Origin of the sequence: Streptomyces sp. 4F14, assembly GCF_048159485.1 — a bacterium.
Taxonomy (GTDB): Bacteria; Actinomycetota; Actinomycetes; order Streptomycetales; family Streptomycetaceae; genus Streptomyces.
In genome coordinates, this window is sequence record NZ_JBLRVY010000027.1 from 1 (window position 1) to 20,380 (window position 20,380).

20 protein-coding genes are annotated in these 20,380 nt (G+C 71.9%); 11 read left to right on the forward strand and 9 right to left on the reverse strand.

Features of this window, described 5'->3' with window-relative positions:
* Positions 1-62 precede the first annotated feature (62 nt).
* From nuoK to ACLZOT_RS36250, 7 genes are read right to left on the reverse strand one after another with little or no spacing between them, the layout of a single operon-like run.
* A complete protein-coding gene (nuoK, locus tag ACLZOT_RS36220; RefSeq protein ID WP_416973399.1) occupies positions 63-458 on the reverse strand; it encodes an NADH-quinone oxidoreductase subunit NuoK in 396 nt (131 codons plus the stop codon).
* On the reverse strand, positions 458-1,168 hold the full coding sequence (locus ACLZOT_RS36225; RefSeq protein WP_416973400.1) for an NADH-quinone oxidoreductase subunit J: 711 nt from the start codon (positions 1,166-1,168) through the stop codon (positions 458-460). Before ACLZOT_RS36225 ends, nuoK begins: the two co-directional genes overlap by 1 nt.
* Positions 1,165-1,758, reverse strand: coding sequence for a NuoI/complex I 23 kDa subunit family protein (locus tag ACLZOT_RS36230; protein WP_416973401.1), 594 nt, complete (start codon positions 1,756-1,758; stop codon positions 1,165-1,167). Before ACLZOT_RS36230 ends, ACLZOT_RS36225 begins: the two co-directional genes overlap by 4 nt.
* Complete coding sequence (locus tag ACLZOT_RS36235; protein WP_416973402.1) at positions 1,759-2,727, reverse strand: complex I subunit 1/NuoH family protein; 969 nt, start codon at positions 2,725-2,727, stop codon at positions 1,759-1,761.
* Positions 2,724-4,220: an NADH-quinone oxidoreductase subunit C gene (locus tag ACLZOT_RS36240; protein ID WP_416973403.1), complete on the reverse strand. Its 1,497-nt coding sequence runs from the start codon at positions 4,218-4,220 to the stop codon at positions 2,724-2,726. Before ACLZOT_RS36240 ends, ACLZOT_RS36235 begins: the two co-directional genes overlap by 4 nt.
* The gene (locus ACLZOT_RS36245; RefSeq protein WP_416973404.1) at positions 4,217-4,843 is read right to left on the reverse strand and encodes an NADH-quinone oxidoreductase subunit B; all 627 of its coding nucleotides are present in this window, start codon (positions 4,841-4,843) and stop codon (positions 4,217-4,219) included. The genes ACLZOT_RS36240 and ACLZOT_RS36245 overlap by 4 nt, the downstream gene beginning before the upstream one ends.
* Before the next feature lie 29 nt (positions 4,844-4,872).
* The gene (locus ACLZOT_RS36250) at positions 4,873-5,280 is read right to left on the reverse strand and encodes an NADH-quinone oxidoreductase subunit A (RefSeq protein ID WP_416973405.1); all 408 of its coding nucleotides are present in this window, start codon (positions 5,278-5,280) and stop codon (positions 4,873-4,875) included.
* Positions 5,281-5,473: 193 nt separating this feature from the next.
* On the opposite strand from ACLZOT_RS36250, the gene ACLZOT_RS36255 reads away from it, so the two are divergent.
* From ACLZOT_RS36255 to ACLZOT_RS36275, 5 genes are all read left to right on the forward strand, one after another.
* Positions 5,474-6,637: a sensor histidine kinase gene (locus ACLZOT_RS36255; protein ID WP_416973406.1), complete on the forward strand. Its 1,164-nt coding sequence runs from the start codon at positions 5,474-5,476 to the stop codon at positions 6,635-6,637.
* 250 nt (positions 6,638-6,887) lie between these two features.
* Complete coding sequence (locus ACLZOT_RS36260; protein WP_416973407.1) at positions 6,888-8,243, forward strand: sensor histidine kinase; 1,356 nt, start codon at positions 6,888-6,890, stop codon at positions 8,241-8,243.
* A gap of 302 nt (positions 8,244-8,545) precedes the next feature.
* Positions 8,546-9,205, forward strand: coding sequence for a LuxR C-terminal-related transcriptional regulator (locus tag ACLZOT_RS36265; protein WP_416973408.1), 660 nt, complete (start codon positions 8,546-8,548; stop codon positions 9,203-9,205).
* Positions 9,206-9,441: 236 nt separating this feature from the next.
* Positions 9,442-11,373 carry a 2-oxoacid:acceptor oxidoreductase subunit alpha gene (locus ACLZOT_RS36270; protein WP_416973409.1) on the forward strand — a complete coding sequence of 644 codons (1,932 nt, stop codon included), beginning with the start codon at positions 9,442-9,444 and terminating at the stop codon, positions 11,371-11,373.
* Positions 11,366-12,442: a 2-oxoacid:ferredoxin oxidoreductase subunit beta gene (locus ACLZOT_RS36275; RefSeq protein WP_416973410.1), complete on the forward strand. Its 1,077-nt coding sequence runs from the start codon at positions 11,366-11,368 to the stop codon at positions 12,440-12,442. The genes ACLZOT_RS36270 and ACLZOT_RS36275 overlap by 8 nt, the downstream gene beginning before the upstream one ends.
* Positions 12,443-12,566: 124 nt before the next feature.
* Here the strand turns inward: ACLZOT_RS36275 and ACLZOT_RS36280 are convergent, their stop codons facing one another.
* Positions 12,567-12,902 carry a winged helix-turn-helix transcriptional regulator gene (locus tag ACLZOT_RS36280; RefSeq protein WP_416973541.1) on the reverse strand — a complete coding sequence of 112 codons (336 nt, stop codon included), beginning with the start codon at positions 12,900-12,902 and terminating at the stop codon, positions 12,567-12,569.
* A gap of 166 nt (positions 12,903-13,068) precedes the next feature.
* Between ACLZOT_RS36280 and ACLZOT_RS36285 the strand changes: the two genes are divergently transcribed.
* The 4 genes from ACLZOT_RS36285 (at position 13,069) to ACLZOT_RS36300 (ending at position 16,778) form a co-directional block, all read left to right on the forward strand.
* Positions 13,069-13,923, forward strand: coding sequence for an SDR family oxidoreductase (locus tag ACLZOT_RS36285; RefSeq protein ID WP_416973411.1), 855 nt, complete (start codon positions 13,069-13,071; stop codon positions 13,921-13,923).
* 316 nt (positions 13,924-14,239) lie between these two features.
* On the forward strand, positions 14,240-15,310 hold the full coding sequence (gene rarD, locus ACLZOT_RS36290; protein WP_416973412.1) for an EamA family transporter RarD: 1,071 nt from the start codon (positions 14,240-14,242) through the stop codon (positions 15,308-15,310).
* A gap of 237 nt (positions 15,311-15,547) precedes the next feature.
* On the forward strand, positions 15,548-15,715 hold the full coding sequence (locus ACLZOT_RS36295) for a winged helix-turn-helix transcriptional regulator (RefSeq protein WP_416973413.1): 168 nt from the start codon (positions 15,548-15,550) through the stop codon (positions 15,713-15,715).
* A 106-nt stretch (positions 15,716-15,821) separates the two neighbouring features.
* Complete coding sequence (locus ACLZOT_RS36300) at positions 15,822-16,778, forward strand: M28 family metallopeptidase (RefSeq protein ID WP_416973414.1); 957 nt, start codon at positions 15,822-15,824, stop codon at positions 16,776-16,778.
* Positions 16,779-17,018: 240 nt separating this feature from the next.
* On the opposite strand, the gene ACLZOT_RS36305 is transcribed toward ACLZOT_RS36300, so the two are convergent.
* The gene (locus tag ACLZOT_RS36305) at positions 17,019-18,449 is read right to left on the reverse strand and encodes a tetratricopeptide repeat protein (RefSeq protein ID WP_416973415.1); all 1,431 of its coding nucleotides are present in this window, start codon (positions 18,447-18,449) and stop codon (positions 17,019-17,021) included.
* Between the two features lie 224 nt (positions 18,450-18,673).
* Between ACLZOT_RS36305 and ACLZOT_RS36310 the strand changes: the two genes are divergently transcribed.
* Entirely contained in the window at positions 18,674-19,204 is a 531-nt protein-coding gene (locus ACLZOT_RS36310; RefSeq protein ID WP_416973416.1) for an NUDIX hydrolase, read from the forward strand.
* Positions 19,201-20,307 carry an amidase gene (locus ACLZOT_RS36315; protein ID WP_416973417.1) on the forward strand — a complete coding sequence of 369 codons (1,107 nt, stop codon included), beginning with the start codon at positions 19,201-19,203 and terminating at the stop codon, positions 20,305-20,307. Before ACLZOT_RS36310 ends, ACLZOT_RS36315 begins: the two co-directional genes overlap by 4 nt.
* Positions 20,308-20,380 lie beyond the last annotated feature (73 nt).

Genomic DNA, 20,380 nt, shown 5'->3' on the forward strand with positions numbered 1-20,380 from the left:
CTGCGTGACCGCCGCCCCTACGAGGCCCGGCCACCTCTTCGTCTCGTGGCTTGACTTCAGCATTAGGCAGCGGCCTCGGCCTTCTCGTCCTTCGGGTGCGTGGGGTTCTCCGAGTTTTCCGGGGTCTCCGGGGTCTCCGGGGTCTCCGCCGTGTCGCGGAGTCGGTCGATGTCCGAGGTGCCGCGGTTGCGGTACACGGCGAGGACGATCGCCAGGCCGATGCCGATCTCGGCGGCGGCGATCGCGATGGTGAACAGGGTGAGGGCCTGGCCGGAGTGGAGGGTGTCCTCGGCGGTCCTGCTGAGCCAGACGTCGAAGGCGACGAGGTTGAGGTTGACCGCGTTGAGCATCAGCTCGACGGACATCAGGACCAGGATGGCGTTGCGGCGGGCGAGGACGCCGTAGAGGCCGGTGCAGAAGAGGAGGGCCGAGAGGACGGCGGGGTAGGCGAGGTGCATCAGCGGGCGCCTTCCTGCTCGGTCGGGGGGTTGGGGTCGGTGGGGGGAGCGGGGGTGCCGGCGGGGCTCGTCGTGGCCGGGGTCTTCGGGGGGCGCGAAGTTTTTTCGGAATCTGTGACGGGATGGGAACTCTGCGTGACCGGTCGGGCGTTGTCGGGGGGAGAGCTCGTATCCGCCTTCGCTTTGCGGGACAGGACGATCGCGCCGACCAGTGCCGCGAGGAGGAGGACGGAGAGGGCCTCGAAGGGCAGGACCCAGTGCCGGAAGAGGCTCTCGCCGGTGACCTTCGTGGAGCCGGCGGCCGGGCCGTCGAGGTCGATCCAGGTGGTGCGGAAGGCGTCGGCGACCACCCAGACCAGGGCGGTGGCGGCGGCGACCGCGACCGCGAGGGCGGGCCACCGGTTCCCGGAATCGGCGTCCGGGGAGCGGCCGATGGGGGCGCGGGTGAGCATCAGACCGAAGAGAAGGAGGACGACCACGGAACCGACATAGATGAGGACCTGCACCCAGGCGATGAACTCCGCCGTCAGCAGCAGGTATTCGACGGCGAGTCCCCCGAGGGCCACGACCAGCCAGAGAGCCGCGTGCACCAGCTGTCTGGTGGTCACGGTCACCACGGCGGCGCCGAGGGTGAGCAGGCCGACCAGCAGGAACGCGACCTCGACACCGGTCGGCGAGAGGAAGCCGTGCGGCGCTTGGGCGAGGGTCACTGCCGGCCTCCCGGGGGGTCGGTGGGCGCGGGGCCGGTGGCCGGGGGCGAGCCGGGAGGCGTCGACTGGGTGGCGGCCAGCTTTTCCGCCGCCTTGCGGGCCGCTGTCAGTTCCTTCGGTTCTTCCGCGGCGGGGTCCAGCGGGGGCGGGGCCGGGACCGTCCACATCCACTCGCGGAGCTTGTCCCGCTCGTGGGTGAGGTCGCGGATGTCGGTCTCGGCGTACTCGAACTCGGGGGACCAGAAGAGGGCGTCGAAGGGGCAGACCTCGATGCAGATACCGCAGTACATGCAGAGGGAGAAGTCGATGGCGAAACGGTCGAGGACGTTGCGGCTGCGCTCGCGGCCACCGGGCGCGGCGGCGGGGACCGTCTCCTTGTGGGAGTCGATGTAGATGCACCAGTCGGGGCACTCGCGGGCGCAGAGCATGCAGACCGTGCAGTTCTCCTCGAACAGGCCGATGACGCCGCGGGTGCGGGGCGGCAGGTCGGGCTGGGTGTCGGGGTACTGCTCGGTGACGGAGCGGCGGGTCATCGTGCGGAGGGTGACGGCCAGACCCTTGGCCAGGCCGGAGCCGGGAATGGGGGCCATTTAGGAGATCACCACCTTGACGACGCCGGTGACGGCGATCTGGGCGAGGGAGAGGGGGACGAGGAGGGTCCAGGAGAGCTTCTGGAGCTGGTCCTCGCGCAGGCGGGGATAGGTGACGCGGAGCCAGATCACGACGAAGGCGAGGAGGGCGGTCTTCAGGAGGGTCCACACCCAGCCGAGGCCGTCGGCGCCCCAGGGGCCGTGCCAGCCGCCCAGGAAAAGGACGGTGGTGAGGCCGCACAGGACGACGATGCCGGCGTACTCGGCGAGCAGGAAGAGGGCGAAGCGCAGGCCGGTGTACTCGGTGTAGGCGCCGAAGATGATCTCCGAGTCGGCGACGGGCATGTCGAAGGGCGGGCGCTGGAGTTCGGCGAGGCCGGCGACGAAGAAGACGATCGCGCCGACGAGTTGCCAGGGCAGCCACCACCACTCGAAGGCGTCGAGGATGCCGGGCAGCGAGACCGTGCCGGCCGCCATCGCGACGGACGCGGCGGCGAGGAGCATCGGGAGTTCGTAGGCGAGGAGCTGGGCGGCGGTGCGCAGGCCGCCGAGGAGGGAGAACTTGTTGGCGCTGGCCCAGCCGGCCATGAGGGAGCCGAGGACACCGACGCCCATCACGGCCAGGACGAAGAAGATGCCCGCGTCCAGGACCTGGCCGACGGCGCCCTCGCCGGGGCCGATCGGGATCGCGAGCAGGACGAGGAGGTACGGCAGCAGGGCGACGGCCGGGGCGAGCTGGAAGACGCGGCGGTCCGCGCCCGCCGGGACGACGTCCTCCTTCTGCGCGAACTTCACGCCGTCCGCGACGAGTTGGGCCCAGCCGTGGAAGCCGCCCGCGTACATCGGGCCCAGGCGGCCCTGCATGTGGGCCATGACCTTGTGTTCCGTCTGGCCGACGAGCAGGGGGAAGGTGAGGAAGACGACGAAGACGATCAGCAGGCGCAGGGTGACGTCGAGCGCGTCGTTCACCGCGGGCCTCCTGAGGGGGTGTCGTCGTCTTCGCCGGGGGGCTGGTCCGGGTCGGGTGCCGGGGGCTTCGGGGTGGTGCCGGGGGTCTCCGGCCGCCCGGCTTCGGGGGCGGGCTGCGGGGGCGGGGCGTCGGGGGCCGGTTCGCCGGAGGGCGGGTTGCCGGGGGCCGGTTCGCCGGAGGGCGGTTCGCCCGTGAGCGGGTCGTCGAAGGCCGGGCGGGCGTGGTGCCAGGGGGCGTCGCTGCTTCGGGGGGCCGTCGTGCGGCGGGGGGTGGGCTCCGGGGGCCGGGTGCGCTGGCTGGCCGAGCCTTGGGAGGCGCTGCGGTTGCGGCGGGGGCCGGCGGGCGGGGGTGCCGGGGTCTCGTCCGGGGACGCCGGTTCCGACGGGGCCTGGCGGGACGCCGGGTCCGTCAGGGGCTCGCCCGACGCCGGGGCCGGTGACGTACCCGGGCGCTGGGAGGCCGAGCCCTCGCTCGCGCTTCGGGAACGGCGGGGGGTGCCCGGGGTCTGGCGAGGTGCCGCCGGGGTCCCCTGGGGTGCGGGTCCCGGTTCCGCCGTCGTCGCTCCGTCGCCGGCCCGCTGGCTGGCCGAGCCCTGGGACGCCGTACGGCTGCGTCGGGTGGGGGCCTGGCCGGGGGTGGTGTTCGCCGGTGTCGTACCGGTCGTGGTCTCGGCGGTGTCCGGCGCGGGGGCGTCCGTGGCGGGGCCCGTCGTGCCGCCGCTTTCGGGAGTGCCGGCCGCGTCTGCGAGTTGGCTGGCCGAGCCCTGGGACGCCGAGCGGGTGCGGCGGGGTGGGCGTTCGCCGGAGGGTGGTGTTTCCGAGGGCGGGGCGGGGGGTTGGTTCGTGGAGCCCTCTGATGCCGCGCGGGTGCGGCGGGGGCGGTCGGTGGGGGGCGAACCCGGTGTCCGGCGGGCGGGGGCCGTGGGGAGTTGGCCCTTCTGGGGGCCCCATTCGTTGGGGTCGGGGACTCCTGGGGGGAGGATCTGGCGGCGTTTGGGGGTGCCGTGGTCCGACTCGCCGGGTTCCTTGGCGCCGGGCCAGGGCTTGGCGGCGCGGGCCACCAGGACGAAGTCCTTGCGCAGGGGGTGGCCCTCGAAGGTGTCCGGGAGGAGGAGGTGGGTGAGGGAGGGGTGGCCGGTGAAGACCACGCCGAACATCTCGTGGGTCTCGCGCTCGTGCCAGCCGGCGCCGGCGTAGATGTCGACGGCGGTGGGGAGGGCGGGGGACGCGTGCGGGACCGTCGTCCGCAGGAGGAGGCGGCGCAGGGGGGACAGGGCGACGACGTGGGCGGCTACGCGGAAGCCGGTGCCCGGTTCGTCGACGGCGCTCAGCCAGTCGAAGTACGTGCAGGCCAGGACCGTACGGGCGGTGTGCAGCGCGGTGAGCCAGGCGGCCGGGGGGACGTCGACGGTGAGGACGTCGTACGACTCGTCGAGGGTGGCGTCGGGGCCGAAGAGGTCCTGGACGGGGGCCGGGAGCCAGCCGGTGGTCATCGGGGGGTGCCCTTCGGCTCGGGGGCCGGGAGCAGGTCGCTCTGGAGGGCGGCCGGGGAGGGGCGGGAGGCGTAGCGGTCGGCCAGGGACTCGCGGGCGATCTTCTCCTGGAGCTTCAGGATCCCCTGGAGCAGCGCCTCGGGGCGGGGCGGGCAGCCGGGGACGTACACGTCGACGGGGATGATCTGGTCGACGCCCTTGGTCACCGAGTAGGAGTCCCAGTACGGGCCGCCGCAGTTGGAGCAGGCGCCGAAGGAGATGACGTACTTCGGCTCGGGCATCTGCTCGTACAGCCGCTTCACGGCGGGCGCCATCTTGTCGGTGACCGTGCCGGAGACGACCATCAGGTCGGCCTGGCGGGGGCCCGGAGCGAACGGGATCACGCCGAGCCGGATGAAGTCGTGCCGGGCCATGGACGCGGCGATGAACTCGATCGCGCAGCAGGCGAGGCCGAAGTTGAAGACCCACAGGGAGTAGCGGCGGCCCCAGTTGAGGACGACCTTCATGGGTTCGGGGGCGAGCCGGGCGAGCGCGCCGAGCCGCTTGGGCTCGGGGAGGTACACGGGTGACGGGGTGACGGCGTCGCCCTCGCCGGCCGGCGTAGTACCCGTAGCACCCGTCATACCCGTAGTCCTCTCGGCCGACCCCGGTGTCACGTCCATTCCAGGACGCCCTTCTTGTATGCGTAGAGCAGACCCACGGTCAGGAACCCCAGGAAGATGAACATCTCGACAAGTGTCGTGGCCCCGTAGCCCTCGGCGGCGAAGACCGTCGCCCAGGGAAAGAGGAAGATCGAGTCGACGGCGAAGATGACGTACAGGAAGGCGTAGACGTAGTACCGGACCTGGGTATGAGCCCAGCCCTCGCCGACGGGGTCGACGCCGCACTCGTACGTCATGAGTTTCTCGGGCGTCGGGACGACGGGACGCAGCAGGCGGCCCGCGCCGAAGGCCACCGCCACGAACAGCACGCCGACGACGGCGAGCAGTCCGACGACCGAGTACGACTGGAAGTAGTCCGCCGCGAGCGCGGTCTCAGGGGCGCCGGTGGATTCCCGCACGTCCGTCCCTTCGCTGCCGAGCTGTCGATGTTCTCAGTGCTGTCTGTTGTCGCGTACTCACGGGAGTCTAGGCCCTGCTAAAGGGACGGTAAGCGGGTCGTCACGCCACTTCTGGTGTGGGTGGGGTTTTCCCCAGGGCCGGGCGGCGGGGAACGTCATGGCGCCGCGGCCCGGCACACGGCAGGCTGGCCGTATGACCGCGAAATCCCTGGCTCCCGACGAGCCGCTCCCGCCCCCGCGCCCCGCTCTCGACGCGGTGACCTGGAAGGAGATCACCCATCTCGTGCTCAACCTGCCGGTCGCGCTGACCGGTTTCACGTACGCCGTGACGATGCTGGCCGTCGGCGCGGGGCTGACGATGACCGTCGTCGGGCTGCCGCTGCTGGCGCTCGGGCTGATGGGCGCGCGGGCGATGGGGCGGTTCGAGCGGGCGCGGGCGCGGGTGCTGCTCGGGGTGCGGGTGGAGGAGCCGTCGAAGGTGCCGTGGCGCCGGGGGCGCGGGTTCCTGCCGGTGCTGTGGACGGCGCTGAAGGACCCGGTGGGCTGGCGGACGGTGCTGTACGACGTGGTCAGGCTGCCGTGGGGCATCCTCACGTTCACGGTCACCCTCGTCTCCCTGTTCGTGGCGTGGCCGCTTCTCCCCTATCTGGCGCGGGGGTTCGCGAACGTGGACCGGGCGATGGTGCGGGCGCTGCTGTCGCCGTCGGACGAACTGGAGCGCCGGATCGCGGAGTTGGAGTCGGACCGGGGGGTCGTGGTGGACACGGCGGCGGCGGATCTGCGGCGTATCGAGCGGGACCTGCACGACGGGGCGCAGGCGCGGCTGGTCAACCTGGCGATGGGGCTGGGGCTGGCGAAGGAGAAGCTGCTGGAGGATCCGGACGCGGCGGCGGAGATGGTCGCGGAGGCGCACGGCGAGGTGAAGCTCGCGCTGCAGGAGCTGCGTGACCTGGCGCGGGGCATCCATCCGGCGGTCCTCACGGACCGGGGGCTGGACGCGGCGCTCTCCTCGGTGGCCTCCCGGTGCACGGTCCCGGTGAAGGTCACCGCGGATCTGCCGACGCGGCCGGCGCCGGCCATCGAGGGCATCGCCTATTTCACGGTCTCCGAGCTACTCCAGAACGTCAGCAAGCACAGCGGGGCGCGGTCCGCGTCCGTGGACGTGTGGCGGTCCGACGAGCGGCTCCTCATCCAGGTCTCGGACGACGGCGGCGGGGGCGCGAGCCTCGACAAGGGCACGGGGATGCGGGGGCTGGCGGACCGGCTGGACGCGGTCGACGGGCTGTTCGTCGTGGACTCGCCGCCGGGGGGCGGGACGACGGTGACGGCGGAACTGCCGTGGCGGGACCGGGGGTAGGTCTGCGGAGGTAGTACTTCGGGGGTAGTACTTCGGGGGTGCCCTGGCAGTGGCTCTGCGAGGGTACCCCCAGCGGGGTACCCCGGAGGTGGGAGAGCGCTCGCGGCCCTGGTCGGGGGCCGCTCGTAGCCCTCAGGTAGGGATAACCCCCCTCCCGAGACGCCGACGGACTCCATGGCTCCCCCGCCCCTCACCCGCGAGTCTGGTGGTACGGCAGACCGGTGCACGACGAGCGGAATGGGACGGAGCCATGGCCATGCAGGGCGTGGGGTACGGGGGATACGGGGAGCACGGCGGCTACGGCGAGTCCGAGCGGCGTCATCGGCTGCCGGCGGCGCTGCGGGCCCCGGTCGAGGGGCGTAGCTGGCGGGAGTTCGGGTACGTCCTGCTGAGCCTGCCGATCAGTGTCGTGTTCTTCACCTACACGGTGACGATGCTGTCGGTCGGCGTCGGTCTGCTGGTGACGTTCCTCGGGGTCCCCCTGATGGCCGCCGCGCTGGCGGGCTGCCGGGGTTTCGGGGCGCTGGAGCGGGCCCGCGCGCGCGGGATGCTCGGGATGCGGATCGACGACCCGGCGCCGCTGCGGCCCCGCAGGCGGAGTCTGATGGGCTGGGTGGGCGCGGTCCTCAGGGACGGCGCGTCGTGGCGGCACGCGCTGTACTCGCTGCTGCAACTGCCGTGGTCGGTCTTCACGTTCACCGTCTCGGTGACGTTCTGGTCGATCGGCTGGACGATGCTGACGTACCCGCTGTGGTTCTGGGTGTTCCCGATGTACGCCGGTCAGGACGGCCTCCAGCTCTACGGTGACGAGACGCACCGCGTCTACCTGGACAACCCCTTCGAGATCACCGTCACCGCGCTGATCGGGCTGGTGTTCACGATGGCCACGCCGTGGATCGTGCGGGCGCTGACGACGGTCGACCGGCTGATGGTGCACGGTCTGCTGGGCCCCTCGCGGCTGGCCTCGCGCGTGGTGGAGCTGGAGTCGGACCGGGGCGTGGTGGTGGACACGGCGGCGGCGGACCTGCGCCGGATCGAGCGGGACCTGCACGACGGCGCCCAGGCCCGGCTGGTGAGCCTGGCGATGGATCTGGGCCTGGCGAAGGAGAAGCTGCGCGAGGACCCGCAGGAAGCCGCGCGGATGGTCGCGGAGGCGCACGGCGAGGTGAAGACGGCGCTCCAGGAGCTGCGTGACCTGGCGCGTGGCATCCACCCGGCGGTCCTCACGGACCGGGGGCTCGACGCGGCGCTCTCCTCGGTGGCCTCCCGGTGCACGGTCCCGGTGAAGGTGGACGTGGATCTCGTGGAGCGGCCCGCGCCGGCCATCGAGGGGATCGCCTACTTCACGGTCTCCGAGCTGCTGCAGAACGTCAGCAAGCACGCGCGCGCGACGATGGCGTCCGTGGACGTGTGGCGGGTGGAGAACCGGCTGATGCTCCAGGTCGTCGACAACGGGGTGGGGGGCGCCGACACGGCCGGGGGGTCCGGGCTCGCGGGGCTGGCGGGGCGGCTGGACGCGGTGGACGGGATCCTGGTGGTGGACTCGCCGGCCGGGGGGCCGACGCGGGTGACCGCGGAGCTGCCGTGGCGGGCGGAGCGGATCTGACCTGATCTGATCGTCGTCTCCCAGGGGGCATCGTTCCGGACAGGAACGGTCGTGCGTGACCGTTCCTGTCCGGAACGTCGTCCTCCAGGGTCGTCATCAAGCCGTTCTCCGTCGTCGATCGGTCCTCTAGGGGCGCGTGGAAGCCTGTGTCGCGGCTTCCGGAGCCTGTGCCCCAGGGGTCCGATCGTCCTTATTTAGGGGGTCGGATCGCCCTGGACGGCGATCCGACCGGCTCCGGGCCTGGGATGCTGGGTGCGCACGCAGACGTACAGCGACCGGGGGGCCAGAACGTGGAGGACAGGGTGCGAGTCGTCATCGCGGAGGACTCGGTGTTGTTGCGGGAGGGGCTGACCAGGCTGCTCACCGACCGGGGGCACGAGGTGGTCGCCGGGGTGGGGGACGGGGAGGCGCTCGTCAAGACGATCACGGAGCTGGCCGCCGAAGGGGCGCTGCCGGACGTGGTCGTCGCGGACGTCCGGATGCCGCCGACGCACACGGATGAAGGGGTCCGGGCCGCCGTACAGCTGCGCAAGACCCATCCGGGGCTCGGGGTGCTGGTGCTGTCACAGTATGTGGAGGAGCGTTACGCCACCGAACTGCTGGCCGGTTCCAGCCGTGGAGTGGGGTATCTGCTGAAGGACCGGGTGGCGGAGGTCCGCGAGTTCGTGGACGCCGTCGTACGGGTCGCGCAGGGGGGTACGGCGCTGGATCCCGAGGTCGTCGCGCAGCTCCTGGGGCGCAGCCGCAAGCAGGACGTGCTGGCGGGGCTCACTCCCCGGGAGCGTGAGGTACTAGGACTCATGGCCGAGGGGCGGACCAACTCGGCGATCGCCAGACAGCTCGTGGTCAGCGACGGGGCCGTCGAGAAGCACGTCAGCAACATCTTCCTGAAGCTCGGCCTGTCACCCAGTGACGGGGATCACCGCAGGGTTCTGGCGGTTCTGACCTACCTGAACTCGTGACGGGGTAGCACTGTAGTCGCTTGACATTGTCCATGACCGTGTAGTGGCGGACGGGGAACGGAGCGAGCGGTAGATCAGGACAAGCCGGGGCGTCCGGCCGTCGTACGGCGGTGATTCCGCAGGCGATGATCGGCCGAATGGCCGAGGTCGGGCGACCCTCACAGACGTAGGCTTGATCTGGGAGGGCCTGCGGGAAGGCAGCTCCCGGACAGCCGCCTCGAAGGAGGTCCAGTTCAGTGACCAGTCAGGTCAGCAGCCCGGCGGAGCAGGCCGACGAAGCCGTCGTGGGAGAGCAGCGCAAACCGGGCGGGACGGCGAAGGACGTACGCCGTGTCGACCGGGTGATCATCAGGTTCGCGGGGGACTCGGGCGACGGGATGCAGCTCACGGGTGACCGGTTCACCTCGGAGACCGCGTCGTTCGGGAACGATCTGTCCACGCTGCCGAACTTCCCGGCCGAGATCAGGGCCCCCGCAGGGACGCTGCCCGGGGTGTCGAGCTTCCAGCTGCACTTCGCGGACCACGACATCCTGACGCCGGGTGATGCGCCCAATGTGCTGGTGGCGATGAACCCGGCGGCGCTGAAGGCGAACGTGGGGGACCTGCCGCGCGGCGCGGAGATCATCGTCAACACGGACGAGTTCACCAAACGGGCGATGCAGAAGGTGGGATACGGCGAAAGTCCCCTGGAGGACGGCTCGCTGGACGGATACCACCTCCATCCGGTGCCGCTGACGACGTTGACCGTCGAGGCCCTCAAGGATTTCGACCTCACCCGCAAAGAGGCCGAGCGCAGCAAGAACATGTTCGCGCTCGGCCTCTTGTCATGGATGTACCACCGGCCCACGGAGGGCACGGAGCGGTTCCTGAGGGCGAAGTTCGCGAAGAAGCCCCAGATCGCCGAGGCGAACCTGACGGCCTTCCGCGCGGGCTGGAACTTCGGCGAGACGACGGAGGACTTCGCGGTCTCCTACGAGATCGCCCCGGCGACCACCGCGTTCCCGCCGGGCGTCTACCGCAACATCTCCGGCAACCTGGCTCTGGCGTACGGGCTGATCGCGGCCTCCCGCCAGGCGGACCTGCCGCTGTTCCTCGGCTCGTACCCGATCACCCCGGCCTCGGACATCCTGCACGAGCTGTCGCGGCACAAGAACTTCGGTGTGCGCTCCTTCCAGGCGGAGGACGAGATCGCCGGTATCGGCGCGGCGCTGGGGGCGGCCTTCGGGGGCTCCCTCGCGGTGACGACGACGTCAGGGCCCGGCGTAGCTCTCAAGAGTGAGACGATCGGCCTCGCGGTGTCGCTCGAACTGCCGCTGCTGATCGTCGACATCCAGCGCGGCGGTCCCTCGACCGGCCTGCCGACCAAGACGGAGCAGGCGGACCTGCTCCAGGCGATGTACGGCCGCAACGGCGAGGCGCCGGTCCCGATCGTCGCCCCGCGCACGCCCGCGGACTGCTTCGACGCGGCGCTGGAGGCGGCCCGGATCGCGCTGACGTACCGCACTCCGGTGATGCTCCTGTCGGACGGCTACCTGGCCAACGGCTCCGAGCCCTGGCGGGTCCCCGAGGTCGACGAACTGCCCGACCTGGCCGTCCGGTTCGCGCAGGGCCCCAACCACACGCTCGCGGACGGCACGGAGGTGTTCTGGCCGTACAAGCGCGACCCGCACACCCTCGCGCGCCCCTGGGCCGTCCCCGGCACGCCCGGGCTCGAACACCGCATCGGCGGCATCGAGAAGCAGGACGGCACGGGCAACATCTCCTACGACCCCGCCAACCACGACTTCATGGTCCGCACCCGGCAGGCCAAGATCGACGGCATCGACGTCCCGGACATCGAGGTCGACGACCCGGACGGCGCGCGCACGCTGGTGCTCGGCTGGGGGTCGACGTACGGCCCGATCACGGCCGCCGTACGCCGGCTCAGGTCGGCCGGGGAGGCCATCGCGCAGGCGCACCTGCGGCATCTGAACCCCTTCCCGAAGAACCTCGGTGTCGTACTCAAGGGGTACGACCGAGTGGTGATCCCCGAGATGAACCTCGGTCAGCTCGCCACGCTCGTGCGGGCGAGGTACCTGGTCGACGCCCACTCCTACAACCAGGTCAACGGCATGCCGTTCAAGGCGGAGCAGCTCGCCACGGCGCTCAAGGAGGCCATCGATGGCTGAGCTGACAGAGGTGTCCGAGGCGAACCCGCTGCTCCAGCTGGTCCCGAGGGCCGAGGCGAAACAGGCCATGAAGGACTTCAAGTCGGACCAGGAGGTGCGCTGGTGCCCGGGGTGCGGGGACTACGCGATCCTGGCGGCCGTGCAGGGCTTCATGCCCGAGCTGGGGCTCGCGAAGGAGAACATCGTCTTCGTGTCGGGGATCGGCTGCTCGTCGCGGTTCCCGTACTACATGAACACCTACGGGATGCACTCCATCCACGGGCGCGCGCCCGCCATCGCGACGGGGCTCGCGTCGTCGCGGCGGGACCTGAGCGTGTGGGTGGTGACCGGTGACGGGGACGCGCTCTCCATCGGCGGCAACCACCTCATCCACGCGCTGCGGCGCAACGTCAACCTGAAGATCCTGCTGTTCAACAACCGGATCTACGGGCTGACGAAGGGGCAGTACTCCCCTACCTCGGAGGTAGGGAAGATCACCAAGTCGACGCCGATGGGGTCGCTGGACGCCCCCTTCAACCCGGTGTCGCTGGCGCTCGGCGCGGAGGCGTCGTTCGTCGCGCGGACCATCGACTCCGACCGCAAGCACCTGACGGAGGTGCTGCGGCAGGCCGCCGCGCATCCGGGGACCGCGCTGATCGAGATCTACCAGAACTGCAACATCTTCAACGACGGGGCGTTCGACTCGTTCAAGGACCGGGAGGCGGCCCAGGAGGCGGTCATCCGGCTCGAACACGGGCAGCAGGTGCGCTTCGGCGCGGACGGCACCCGGGGGGTCGTCCGGGACCGTCGTACCGGAGAGCTACAGGTCGTGGACGTCACCGCGGAGAACGAGGCGGACCTCCTCGTGCACGACGCGCACGCCGAGTCCCCCACGACCGCCTTCGCGCTGTCCCGGCTCGCCGATCCGCAGACCCTGCACCACACGCCGATCGGCGTGCTGCGCGCGGTGCGGCGGCCGGTGTACGACAGCCTGATGGCCGACCAGTTGGACACGGCCGTGGAGCAGCGGGGCAAGGGTGACCTCGCGGCGCTGCTGGCGGGCGGGGACACGTGGACGGTGGTGGGCTGAGGGGATGCGAGAGGGGGCGGCGGCACGGTCGGCGCCCCCGGTGTCGTACGGGCCGGCCCCGGGGTGACTCCCGGGCCCGGTCCGTAGTACTTCCGGGGGACACGGGTACCTCCGGGGGACCCGGTCAAGCGCGGCGGGCGTCGTACTCCTCGCGGGCCTTGAGGACCTGGTCCAGGCGGTGCTGGGTCCACTCGGCGACCTCGCGGACGCGTTCGGCGGCCTCGCGGCCGAGGGGGGTCAGGGAGTAGTCCACGCGGGGCGGGATGACCGGGTGGGCCTCGCGGTGGACGAAGCCGTCGCGCTCCAGGGTCTGGAGGGTCTGGGTGAGCATCTTCTCGCTGACCCTGCCGATCGCGCGGCGCAGTTCGCTGAAGCGGTGGGGGTGGTCCAGGAGGTTGATGAGGACGAGGACGCCCCAGCGGCTGGTGACGTGCTCCAGGACCAGGCGGTGGGGGCACATCGCGCCGTCGGGTTCCTGGTGGGCCCGTACGAGGTCCGTGAGTCCCGGGGTGGTGGTCTCCTTGGTTACCGGCATGCCAGTACCTTACTTCAAAGTGGGTACTTTCCTTTGGTTAGCGCAGCTCCTAGGGTTAGTGCAGAGCGCACCCCACAAGGAGTCATGAACCATGAGCATCGTCGTCACCGGAGCCACCGGACACCTCGGCCGCCACGTCGTGCAGCAGTTGTTGGAGAAGGTCCCGGCCGAGCAGATCACGGCCGTCGTGCGCGACGAGGCCAAGGCCGCCGACCTCGCCGCGCGCGGCGTCAAGCTCGCCGTCGCCGACTACAACGCCCCCGAGACCTTCGACGGCGTCCTCGCCGCCGGGGACAAGGTCCTGCTGATCTCGGGCAGCGAGGTCGGCAACGACCGGCCCGGCCAGCACCAGGTCGTCATCGACGCCGCGAAGGCCGCCGGTGTGGCTCTTCTGGCGTACACCAGCGCGCCCGGCTCCCTGACGGCCGCGCTCGCGGACGACCACCGGGCCACCGAGAAGGCGCTGCTCGCCTCCGGGGTGACGTACACGCTGCTGCGCAACGGCTGGTACCACGAGAACTACACCGAGAACCTGGCGCCGGTCCTGGAGCACAACGCCGTCGTCGCGGCGGCGGGCGCGGGGCGCGTCTCCTCCGCCGCCCGCGCGGACTACGCGGCCGCGGCCGTCGCCGTGCTGACCGGTGAGGGGCACGAGAACCAGACGTACGAGCTGGGCAGCGACGTCGCGTGGAGCTTCGCCGAGTACGCCGCCGAGCTGAGCGCGCAGACCGGCAAGGAGATCGGCTACAACGCGGTCACCACCGAGGTGCTCGCCGGGATACTCGCGGGCGTCGGGCTGCCCGAGCCGGTCGCGCAGATCCTCGCCGGGGTCGACGCGTCCATCGAGAAGGGCGAGCTGGAGATCACGTCCGGGGACCTGTCCCGGCTGATCGGGCGTCCGGCGACGCCGATCGCCGAGGCGATCTCGGTGGCGCTGAAGGGCTGAGGGCCGGGCGGAGAGTCCCTCAGGGGTATTACCTCAGAGGTATTCCCTCGGGGGTATTACCTCTGAGGTATGACGGGGTGTACGGGCGGCGCGGATGGGCGTCGCCCGTGCACCCCGTGGTCGTACCCGGGTAGTACCGGGGAGTGACCGGCGGTGCGCGAGGGGTCCGGCGTCCGCTCCCGGAGGGGTACCCGGGTAGTCCCCAGGGTGCCGTCATGACCGTATCGCGATACACGCATGACATCCCCGTCCCTCCCCCGCTACCTTCGTCCCGGCGTCCGCACGGCGCGGGCCGGTGGGGTGAGCGGGAGGTGTCGTGGCCGGGATGTCCAAGGGCGAGCAGCGAATAGGGATGGTGAACGGGTTCGCCGCCTACGGGATGTGGGGGCTCGTCCCGCTGTACTGGCCGCTGCTGAAGCCCGCCGGGTCGGTGGAGATCCTGGCCCACCGGATGGTGTGGTCGCTCGCCGTGGTCGCCGGCGCGCTGCTGTTCGTACGGCGCTGGGCGTGGGCGAAGGAGTTGGTCCGCCAGCCCCGCAGGCTCGCGCTGGTGGTGGTCGCGGCGGCGGTGATCACCGTCAACTGGGGCGTGTACATCTGGGCGGTCAACGCCGGGCACGTCGTCGAGGCGTCCCTCGGGTACTTCATCAACCCGCTCGTCACCATCGCGATGGGCGTCCTGCTGCTCAAGGAGCGGATGCGGCCCGCGCAGTGGGTGGCGGTGGGCGTCGGGTTCGCCGCCGTCGTCGTCCTGACCGTCGGGTACGGGCGGCTGCCGTGGATCTCGCTGGTCCTCGCGTTCTCGTTCGCGACGTACGGGCTGGTCAAGAAGAAGGTCAACCTCGGCGGCGTCGAGTCGCTGGCCGCCGAGACCGCCGTGCAGTTCCTGCCCGCGCTCGCCTACCTGATCTGGCTGGGCGCGCAGGGCGATGCGACGTTCACCGGCGAGGGCCCCGGGCACGCCGCGCTGCTCGCGTCGACCGGCATCGTCACCGCCGTCCCCCTCGTCTGCTTCGGCGCGGCGGCGATCCGGGTGCCGCTGTCCACGCTGGGGCTGCTGCAGTACCTCGCGCCGGTCTTCCAGTTCCTTCTCGGCGTCGTCTACTTCAGCGAGGAGATGCCGCCCGAGCGATGGGCGGGCTTCGGTCTGGTATGGCTGGCCCTCGTCCTCCTCACGGGGGACGCGTGGCGTACGGCGCGCAGGGCGAGGAGCGAGATCAGCGTGCCGGGCACGGCCATCACGACGGGGACGGTGAGCGCCGCACGGAAGGCGGCGAGCGTCTCCTCGGGGGTGAGCGCGAGTACGTCGGGGGTGGCCGCCCCTGGCTCCACGGGGGTAGTACCCGAGGGGGACGCCGAGCCGATGCCGCCCGCCGCCAAGCCGTAGACCGCGGTCACCGCGGAGATGCCGAGCGCCGACCCGAACCGGGTCGAGGTGTGCAGCAGGCCGCCGGCGAGGCCCTGTTCGTGGGGGCGTACACCGCTGGTCGCGGCGATCGTCAGGGGCCCGTGGGCCAGGGCGAACGCGAGCCCGGCGGGGAACAGGGCGGGGAGCATCGCGGCGTGAGCGTCGGCACGAGGGTCGCGTCGCAGCCCATCACCATCAGGGTCGGCGCTGCGGACCGTGTACCCCGTGGTCCCTCCCAAGGTGGAGTACGGGCTGACGGCGCTGGGGGCGACGCTGCGCGCGGCCGTCCAGTCACTGGTGCGGTGGACGCAGGAGCATCAGGGGGAGGTCGCGGCGGCCCTGGCGGAGTGCGACCGCAACTCCCTTTCCCAGGGGCCCTCTTGACTGGGCGTTGACCCCGGCTTCACCATCCAGTCACCTCATCAACCGTGGTGTCCCGGCGGAAACCCCGCCCGGGAACCGCCATGACTGGATTCCGGAGCCCCCCACCATGAAGCTCTCTGTCTCCGCGCGGGCGTCGGCCGCTGCCGTCGTCGCGGGTGTCACGCTGTTCGCCACCGGCGTCACCGGGTCGGCCGCCGGCGCGGCGTCCCCGGCCGGGACGCTGGCCGCCGCGCCCGACATCCCGGTCGCGGGCGTGAAGGCGCACCTCAGCCAGTTGCAGTCGATCGCCACGGCCAACGGCGGCAACCGCGCGCACGGCCGGGCCGGCTACCTCGCCTCGATCAACTACGTGAAGGGCAAGCTGGACGCGGCCGGATTCACCACCACCGTCCAGCAGTTCACCTCCTCCGGGCGCACCGGCTACAACCTCATAGCCGACTGGCCCGGCGGAGACACGGATCAGGTTGTCATGGCCGGGTCACACCTCGACAGCGTGTCCTCCGGCGCCGGCATCAACGACAACGGCTCCGGCTCCTCCGCCGTCCTGGAGATCGCCCTCGCCGTGTCCCGCGCGAACTACCAGCCCACCAAGCATCTGCGGTTCGCCTGGTGGGGCGCCGAGGAACTCGGCCTCGTCGGCTCCCGCTACCACGTCAACAACCTCTCCGCCGCGAACCGCGCCAAGATCAGCGCCTATCTCAACTTCGACATGATCGGCTCCCCCAACCCCGGTTACTTCGTCTACGACGACGACCCCACCATCGAGAAGACCTTCAAGGACTACTTCGCGGGGATCGGCGTTCCCACCGAGATCGAGACCGAGGGCGACGGGCGCTCCGACCACGCGCCGTTCAAGAGCGCCGGGGTGCCCGTCGGCGGGCTCTTCACGGGGGCCAGCCGCACCAAGACCGCCGCGCAGGTGACCAAGTGGGGCGGTACGTCGGGGCAGGCGTTCGACCGGTGCTACCACTCGTCGTGCGACACGACCGCCAACATCAACGACACGGCGCTGGACCGGAACTCGGACGCGGCGGCGTACGCGGTGTGGACGCTGTCGTCCTGAGGCGTCGGGACGGGGGCGTTGCGTTGCGGGGACGGGGGCGTTGCGTCGTTACGGTTGCGTAGCGACGTGACGGGTTCGTAACGACGCTACGGGCCCGGTTCGACGGGGGGGGGGAGGGCGTCGCGACGCTACCGGTTCGTCGTTACGCGAAAGCGGGTGCGTCGCGACGATTCAGTCTCGTCGCGACGCATCCGCCACCACGAGACGGGTTCGTTACGACGATACGGGCCCGTCGCGACGTCACCGTACCGCCGCCGCCCGCTCCGCCAGCCGCAGCATCCGGGACCTCGCGGAGTCCAGAGCCGCGGGGTCCTCGGCCGCCGGGCCGCCCTCGGTGGCGAGGGTGGTCCACAGGCCGAGGAGTTCGTTGCCGAGGTTGAGGCCCTGGAGGGGGTCGCGTACGGCACGCCAGGACGTCGCGGCGCTCTGTACGTTGCCGTAGGCGGCCTCGGGGTCGCCGGCGCGGTGGTGGGCCCGCGCGACGTCGAGGGAGACGTGGAAGGCGCGGACCGGGTCGCCGGCCAAGTAGGCGATGTAGGCGGCGAGTTCGCGCAGGCGCAGGACCTCGGGGTGATCCGCGCCGAGCGCCGCGGACGCCTCGCTGACGGTCTGCTCGGCGAGGCCCGCCGCGACGTCGATCCGGCCCGCGCGGACGGCCTCGTTGATCCGGGCCATGGGCCCCGCGAGCGGCCCCGGCTCCACGCCGTCGGCCTCCCGGGGGTCGTCCCCGAGGACCGCTTCGGCCACCGCGTCGAACCCGCGCGCGGGGGTGTGTTTCGGGGAGGGTTCCGGGATCGCGGTCGCCGGATCGAGGAGGGGCGCGCGGGTGGGGCGGGACGGAGGCGCGTCCAGGGGGACGGGCTGGGGACGGATGTCCAGTACGGGCGACGGGGCGGAGGGCTCAGGGGCGTCGTAGGGGTGCTCCGGCGAGTTCTCGGGCTCGGGCCACTCGGGGGATTCGGGCACCTCCGGGAACGCGGGCGGCTCTTCGCGGCCCGGACGCGCAGCGGACTCGGGCCGCGCCTCGGACCCCGGGCGCTCGTCGGACTCGGGCCGCGCCTCGGACTCGGGCAGCGCCCCAGACCCCGGGTGCCCGCCGTCCCCCGGCCGTCCCAAGGGCTCGGACCGCCCCTCGAACTCGGGCCGCTCATGAAGACCCGGGTGCCCCTCGCCCCCCGGCCGCCCCAGAGCCTCGGCGTGTTCCATCACCGGCGGCGGGCCGAACACCCCGGTGGGCGGTGTGACGGTGCCCGGGGCAGGGAAGGGCGCCTCGTCGGCGTACGCGTCGGATGCCGGTTCGGGGGCCGGCGTGGCGGACGGGGAGGCGTCCGCGTGCGGGGCGTGCGTGTCGCCGGCCGGGGCGGGGGGCGTGGGGATCGGTGTGGGCTCAGCCGTGAGGATGCTGGAGCCGTCGGGGGCGATGCGGAGGGGTACGACGTAGCCGCTGCGTTCGTCGTGGATGGTGGCCAGGACGGCGTGGCCGGTGGCTACGGCGATGCGGCGCAGGTGCGCGAGGACCGCGTGCTTGATCTCCTCGCCCTCGGGGGCGGTGAGGGGGACCCCGCCGACGGACGCGGTGTCCCGGCCGGCGGCCGTCGCGACCCGGACGTCGATCGGCGCCGGCGCCATCACGGCGGGCCCGGACTGGGGCTCTCGGCTGGGTCGAGACATGTGTTCCTCACTCGGTTCTGCCGGGGAACCGGCGTTCCGCGCGTCACGATCCGATAAACACGCTTACTGGCGAGTATGGCCGCTCGGTCCGGCTCCTCGCGTCACCGGGACGTCACAGCCTCGTTCCAGATACCTGGCCGGATTCCGGCGCCGTACACAACTTCGTTGATCCACAAGGCGGGTTCGCCGAGGATGGCACCGTACGACGCATCCCGGGGGGCCTCATGCGCTGGACTGTCCACGGTGAACGACCGCTGTACGACACGCCGTGGGTACGCCTGCGCGCGCTAGACGTCGAACTGCCCGACGGCACCCGTACGGAGTACCACGCGGTGCGGCTGCGGGACCTCGCGGTGCTCGCGGCGGTCGACGACGCGCGCGTGCTGATGATGTGGCGGCACCGGTTCCTCACGGACGCGTGGGGGTGGGAGCTGCCGATGGGGCTCGTCGAGGACGGGGAGTCGCCCGCGCGTGCGGCGGCGCGGGAGCTGGAGGAGGAGACGGGGTGGCGGCCGGGCGGCGTACGGGAGTTGGTCTACGCGGAGCCCGCGGCCGGTATCAGTGACACGCGCCATCACGTGTTCCGTACGGACGACGCGCGGCGGGTCGGGGAGCCCACGGAGCGCAACGAGTCCGACCGCGTGGAGTGGGTGCCGCTCGCCGATCTCGCCGGGATGATCCGGCGGCGGGAGATCGTCAGCGGGGCCACGCTGGTGGGGGTCATGGCGCTGCTGCTCGATCTCGGGCCCGCATGACACCCGGCAGCGCCGTCGCGATCTCCGCCGCCGTCCGCTCGGGCGCCCTGACCGCCGTGGAGGCCCTGGAAGGCACCCTGGAGCGGCTGGAACGCCTCGACCCGACCCTCGGCGCCTTCCAGGAGGTCTGGGCCGAGGAGGCGGCCGTGTGGGCCCGTGCCGTGGACACACGGGTGGCCGCCGGGGAGCGGCTGCCGCTCGCGGGGGTGCCGCTCGCGGTGAAGGGGCCGCGTTCGCGGTGGGGGGCGCTGGTCGACGCCGGGTGCGTCCCCGTGGGGCGTACGGCCGTGCCCGGGCCGGGGACGCCGTGGCAGACCTGGGGGCTCGGGCGGCACGGTCGTACCGTCAATCCCTGGCGGCACGACCGGACGCCCGGCGGGTCCTCCGCGGGGTCCGCCGTCGCCGTGGCCGCGGGGATGGTGCCCCTGGCCACCGGGAGCGACGGGGCCGGGTCGGTGCGGATACCCGCCGCCTGGTGCGGGGTGTTCGGGCTGAAGGCCGGGAACGGGCGGCTGGCCTGGGCGGACCGTACGGGGCTCGCCGCGCCGGGGTTCTTCGCCCGGGATCCGGCGGACGCGGCGGTGTGCTGGGAGGTGCTGTCCGGGGAGTCCCCGTCGGCGCTGGAGCGGCCGTTGGACGCCGTGTGGTCCGCCGGCCTGGGGTACGCCGAGGCCGACGCGGAGCCGGTGGCGCTGGCCCGGGCGGCGGCGGGGCGGCTGGTCGGAAGCGGGGGTGTGCGGCTCATCGGGGAGTCGCTGGTGCTGGAGGATCCGGCGGAGGCGTGGCTGTCCGTACGCGCGGGGGCGCGTGCGGACGGCGGCGCTCGGGAGGTCAACGATCGGCGGCTGGCCGAGGTGTTCCGGAGGGCCGATCTCGTACTGACGCCGGTGACGCCGAATGCGGCGCATGGGCACGAAGGGCCTGGTGACCGGTATTCCACCGCTCTGACGTGGGCGTTCAACCTCAGTGGGCATCCGGCGGTGAGCGTGCCGGCGGGGGTGGGGGCGGACGGGTGTCCGGTGGGGCTTCAGATCGTGGGGCGGCACGGGGAGGAAAAGGTGCTGCTCGCGGTGGCCTCCCTCCTGTCGTGGAGTCTGCGATGAGGGCCGCTTCCGGTGATCTCCCCGATTCTTGCGCGTGCATATAATTACTCCTCATCTGATTCCTGGGGGACCG

Excerpts from the sequence above, each read along its gene's own strand:
- ACLZOT_RS36230 (WP_416973401.1), bottom strand. The coding sequence starts at position 1,758 with ATGGCCCCCATTCCCGGCTCCGGCCTGGCCAAGGGTCTGGCCGTCACC.
- ACLZOT_RS36245 (WP_416973404.1), bottom strand. The coding sequence starts at position 4,843 with ATGACGGGTGCTACGGGTACTACGCCGGCCGGCGAGGGCGACGCCGTC.
- ACLZOT_RS36285 (WP_416973411.1), top strand. The coding sequence starts at position 13,069 with ATGAGCATCGTCGTCACCGGAGCCACCGGACACCTCGGCCGCCACGTC.
- ACLZOT_RS36255 (WP_416973406.1), top strand. The coding sequence starts at position 5,474 with ATGACCGCGAAATCCCTGGCTCCCGACGAGCCGCTCCCGCCCCCGCGC.
- ACLZOT_RS36260 (WP_416973407.1), top strand. The coding sequence starts at position 6,888 with ATGGCCATGCAGGGCGTGGGGTACGGGGGATACGGGGAGCACGGCGGC.
- ACLZOT_RS36280 (WP_416973541.1), bottom strand. The coding sequence starts at position 12,902 with ATGTGCCCCCACCGCCTGGTCCTGGAGCACGTCACCAGCCGCTGGGGC.
- ACLZOT_RS36310 (WP_416973416.1), top strand. The coding sequence starts at position 18,674 with ATGCGCTGGACTGTCCACGGTGAACGACCGCTGTACGACACGCCGTGG.
- ACLZOT_RS36275 (WP_416973410.1), top strand. The coding sequence starts at position 11,366 with ATGGCTGAGCTGACAGAGGTGTCCGAGGCGAACCCGCTGCTCCAGCTG.
- ACLZOT_RS36305 (WP_416973415.1), bottom strand. The coding sequence starts at position 18,449 with ATGTCTCGACCCAGCCGAGAGCCCCAGTCCGGGCCCGCCGTGATGGCG.
- ACLZOT_RS36315 (WP_416973417.1), top strand. The coding sequence starts at position 19,201 with ATGACACCCGGCAGCGCCGTCGCGATCTCCGCCGCCGTCCGCTCGGGC.
- nuoK (WP_416973399.1), bottom strand. The coding sequence starts at position 458 with ATGCACCTCGCCTACCCCGCCGTCCTCTCGGCCCTCCTCTTCTGCACC.
- ACLZOT_RS36300 (WP_416973414.1), top strand. The coding sequence starts at position 15,822 with ATGAAGCTCTCTGTCTCCGCGCGGGCGTCGGCCGCTGCCGTCGTCGCG.
- ACLZOT_RS36240 (WP_416973403.1), bottom strand. The coding sequence starts at position 4,220 with ATGACCACCGGCTGGCTCCCGGCCCCCGTCCAGGACCTCTTCGGCCCC.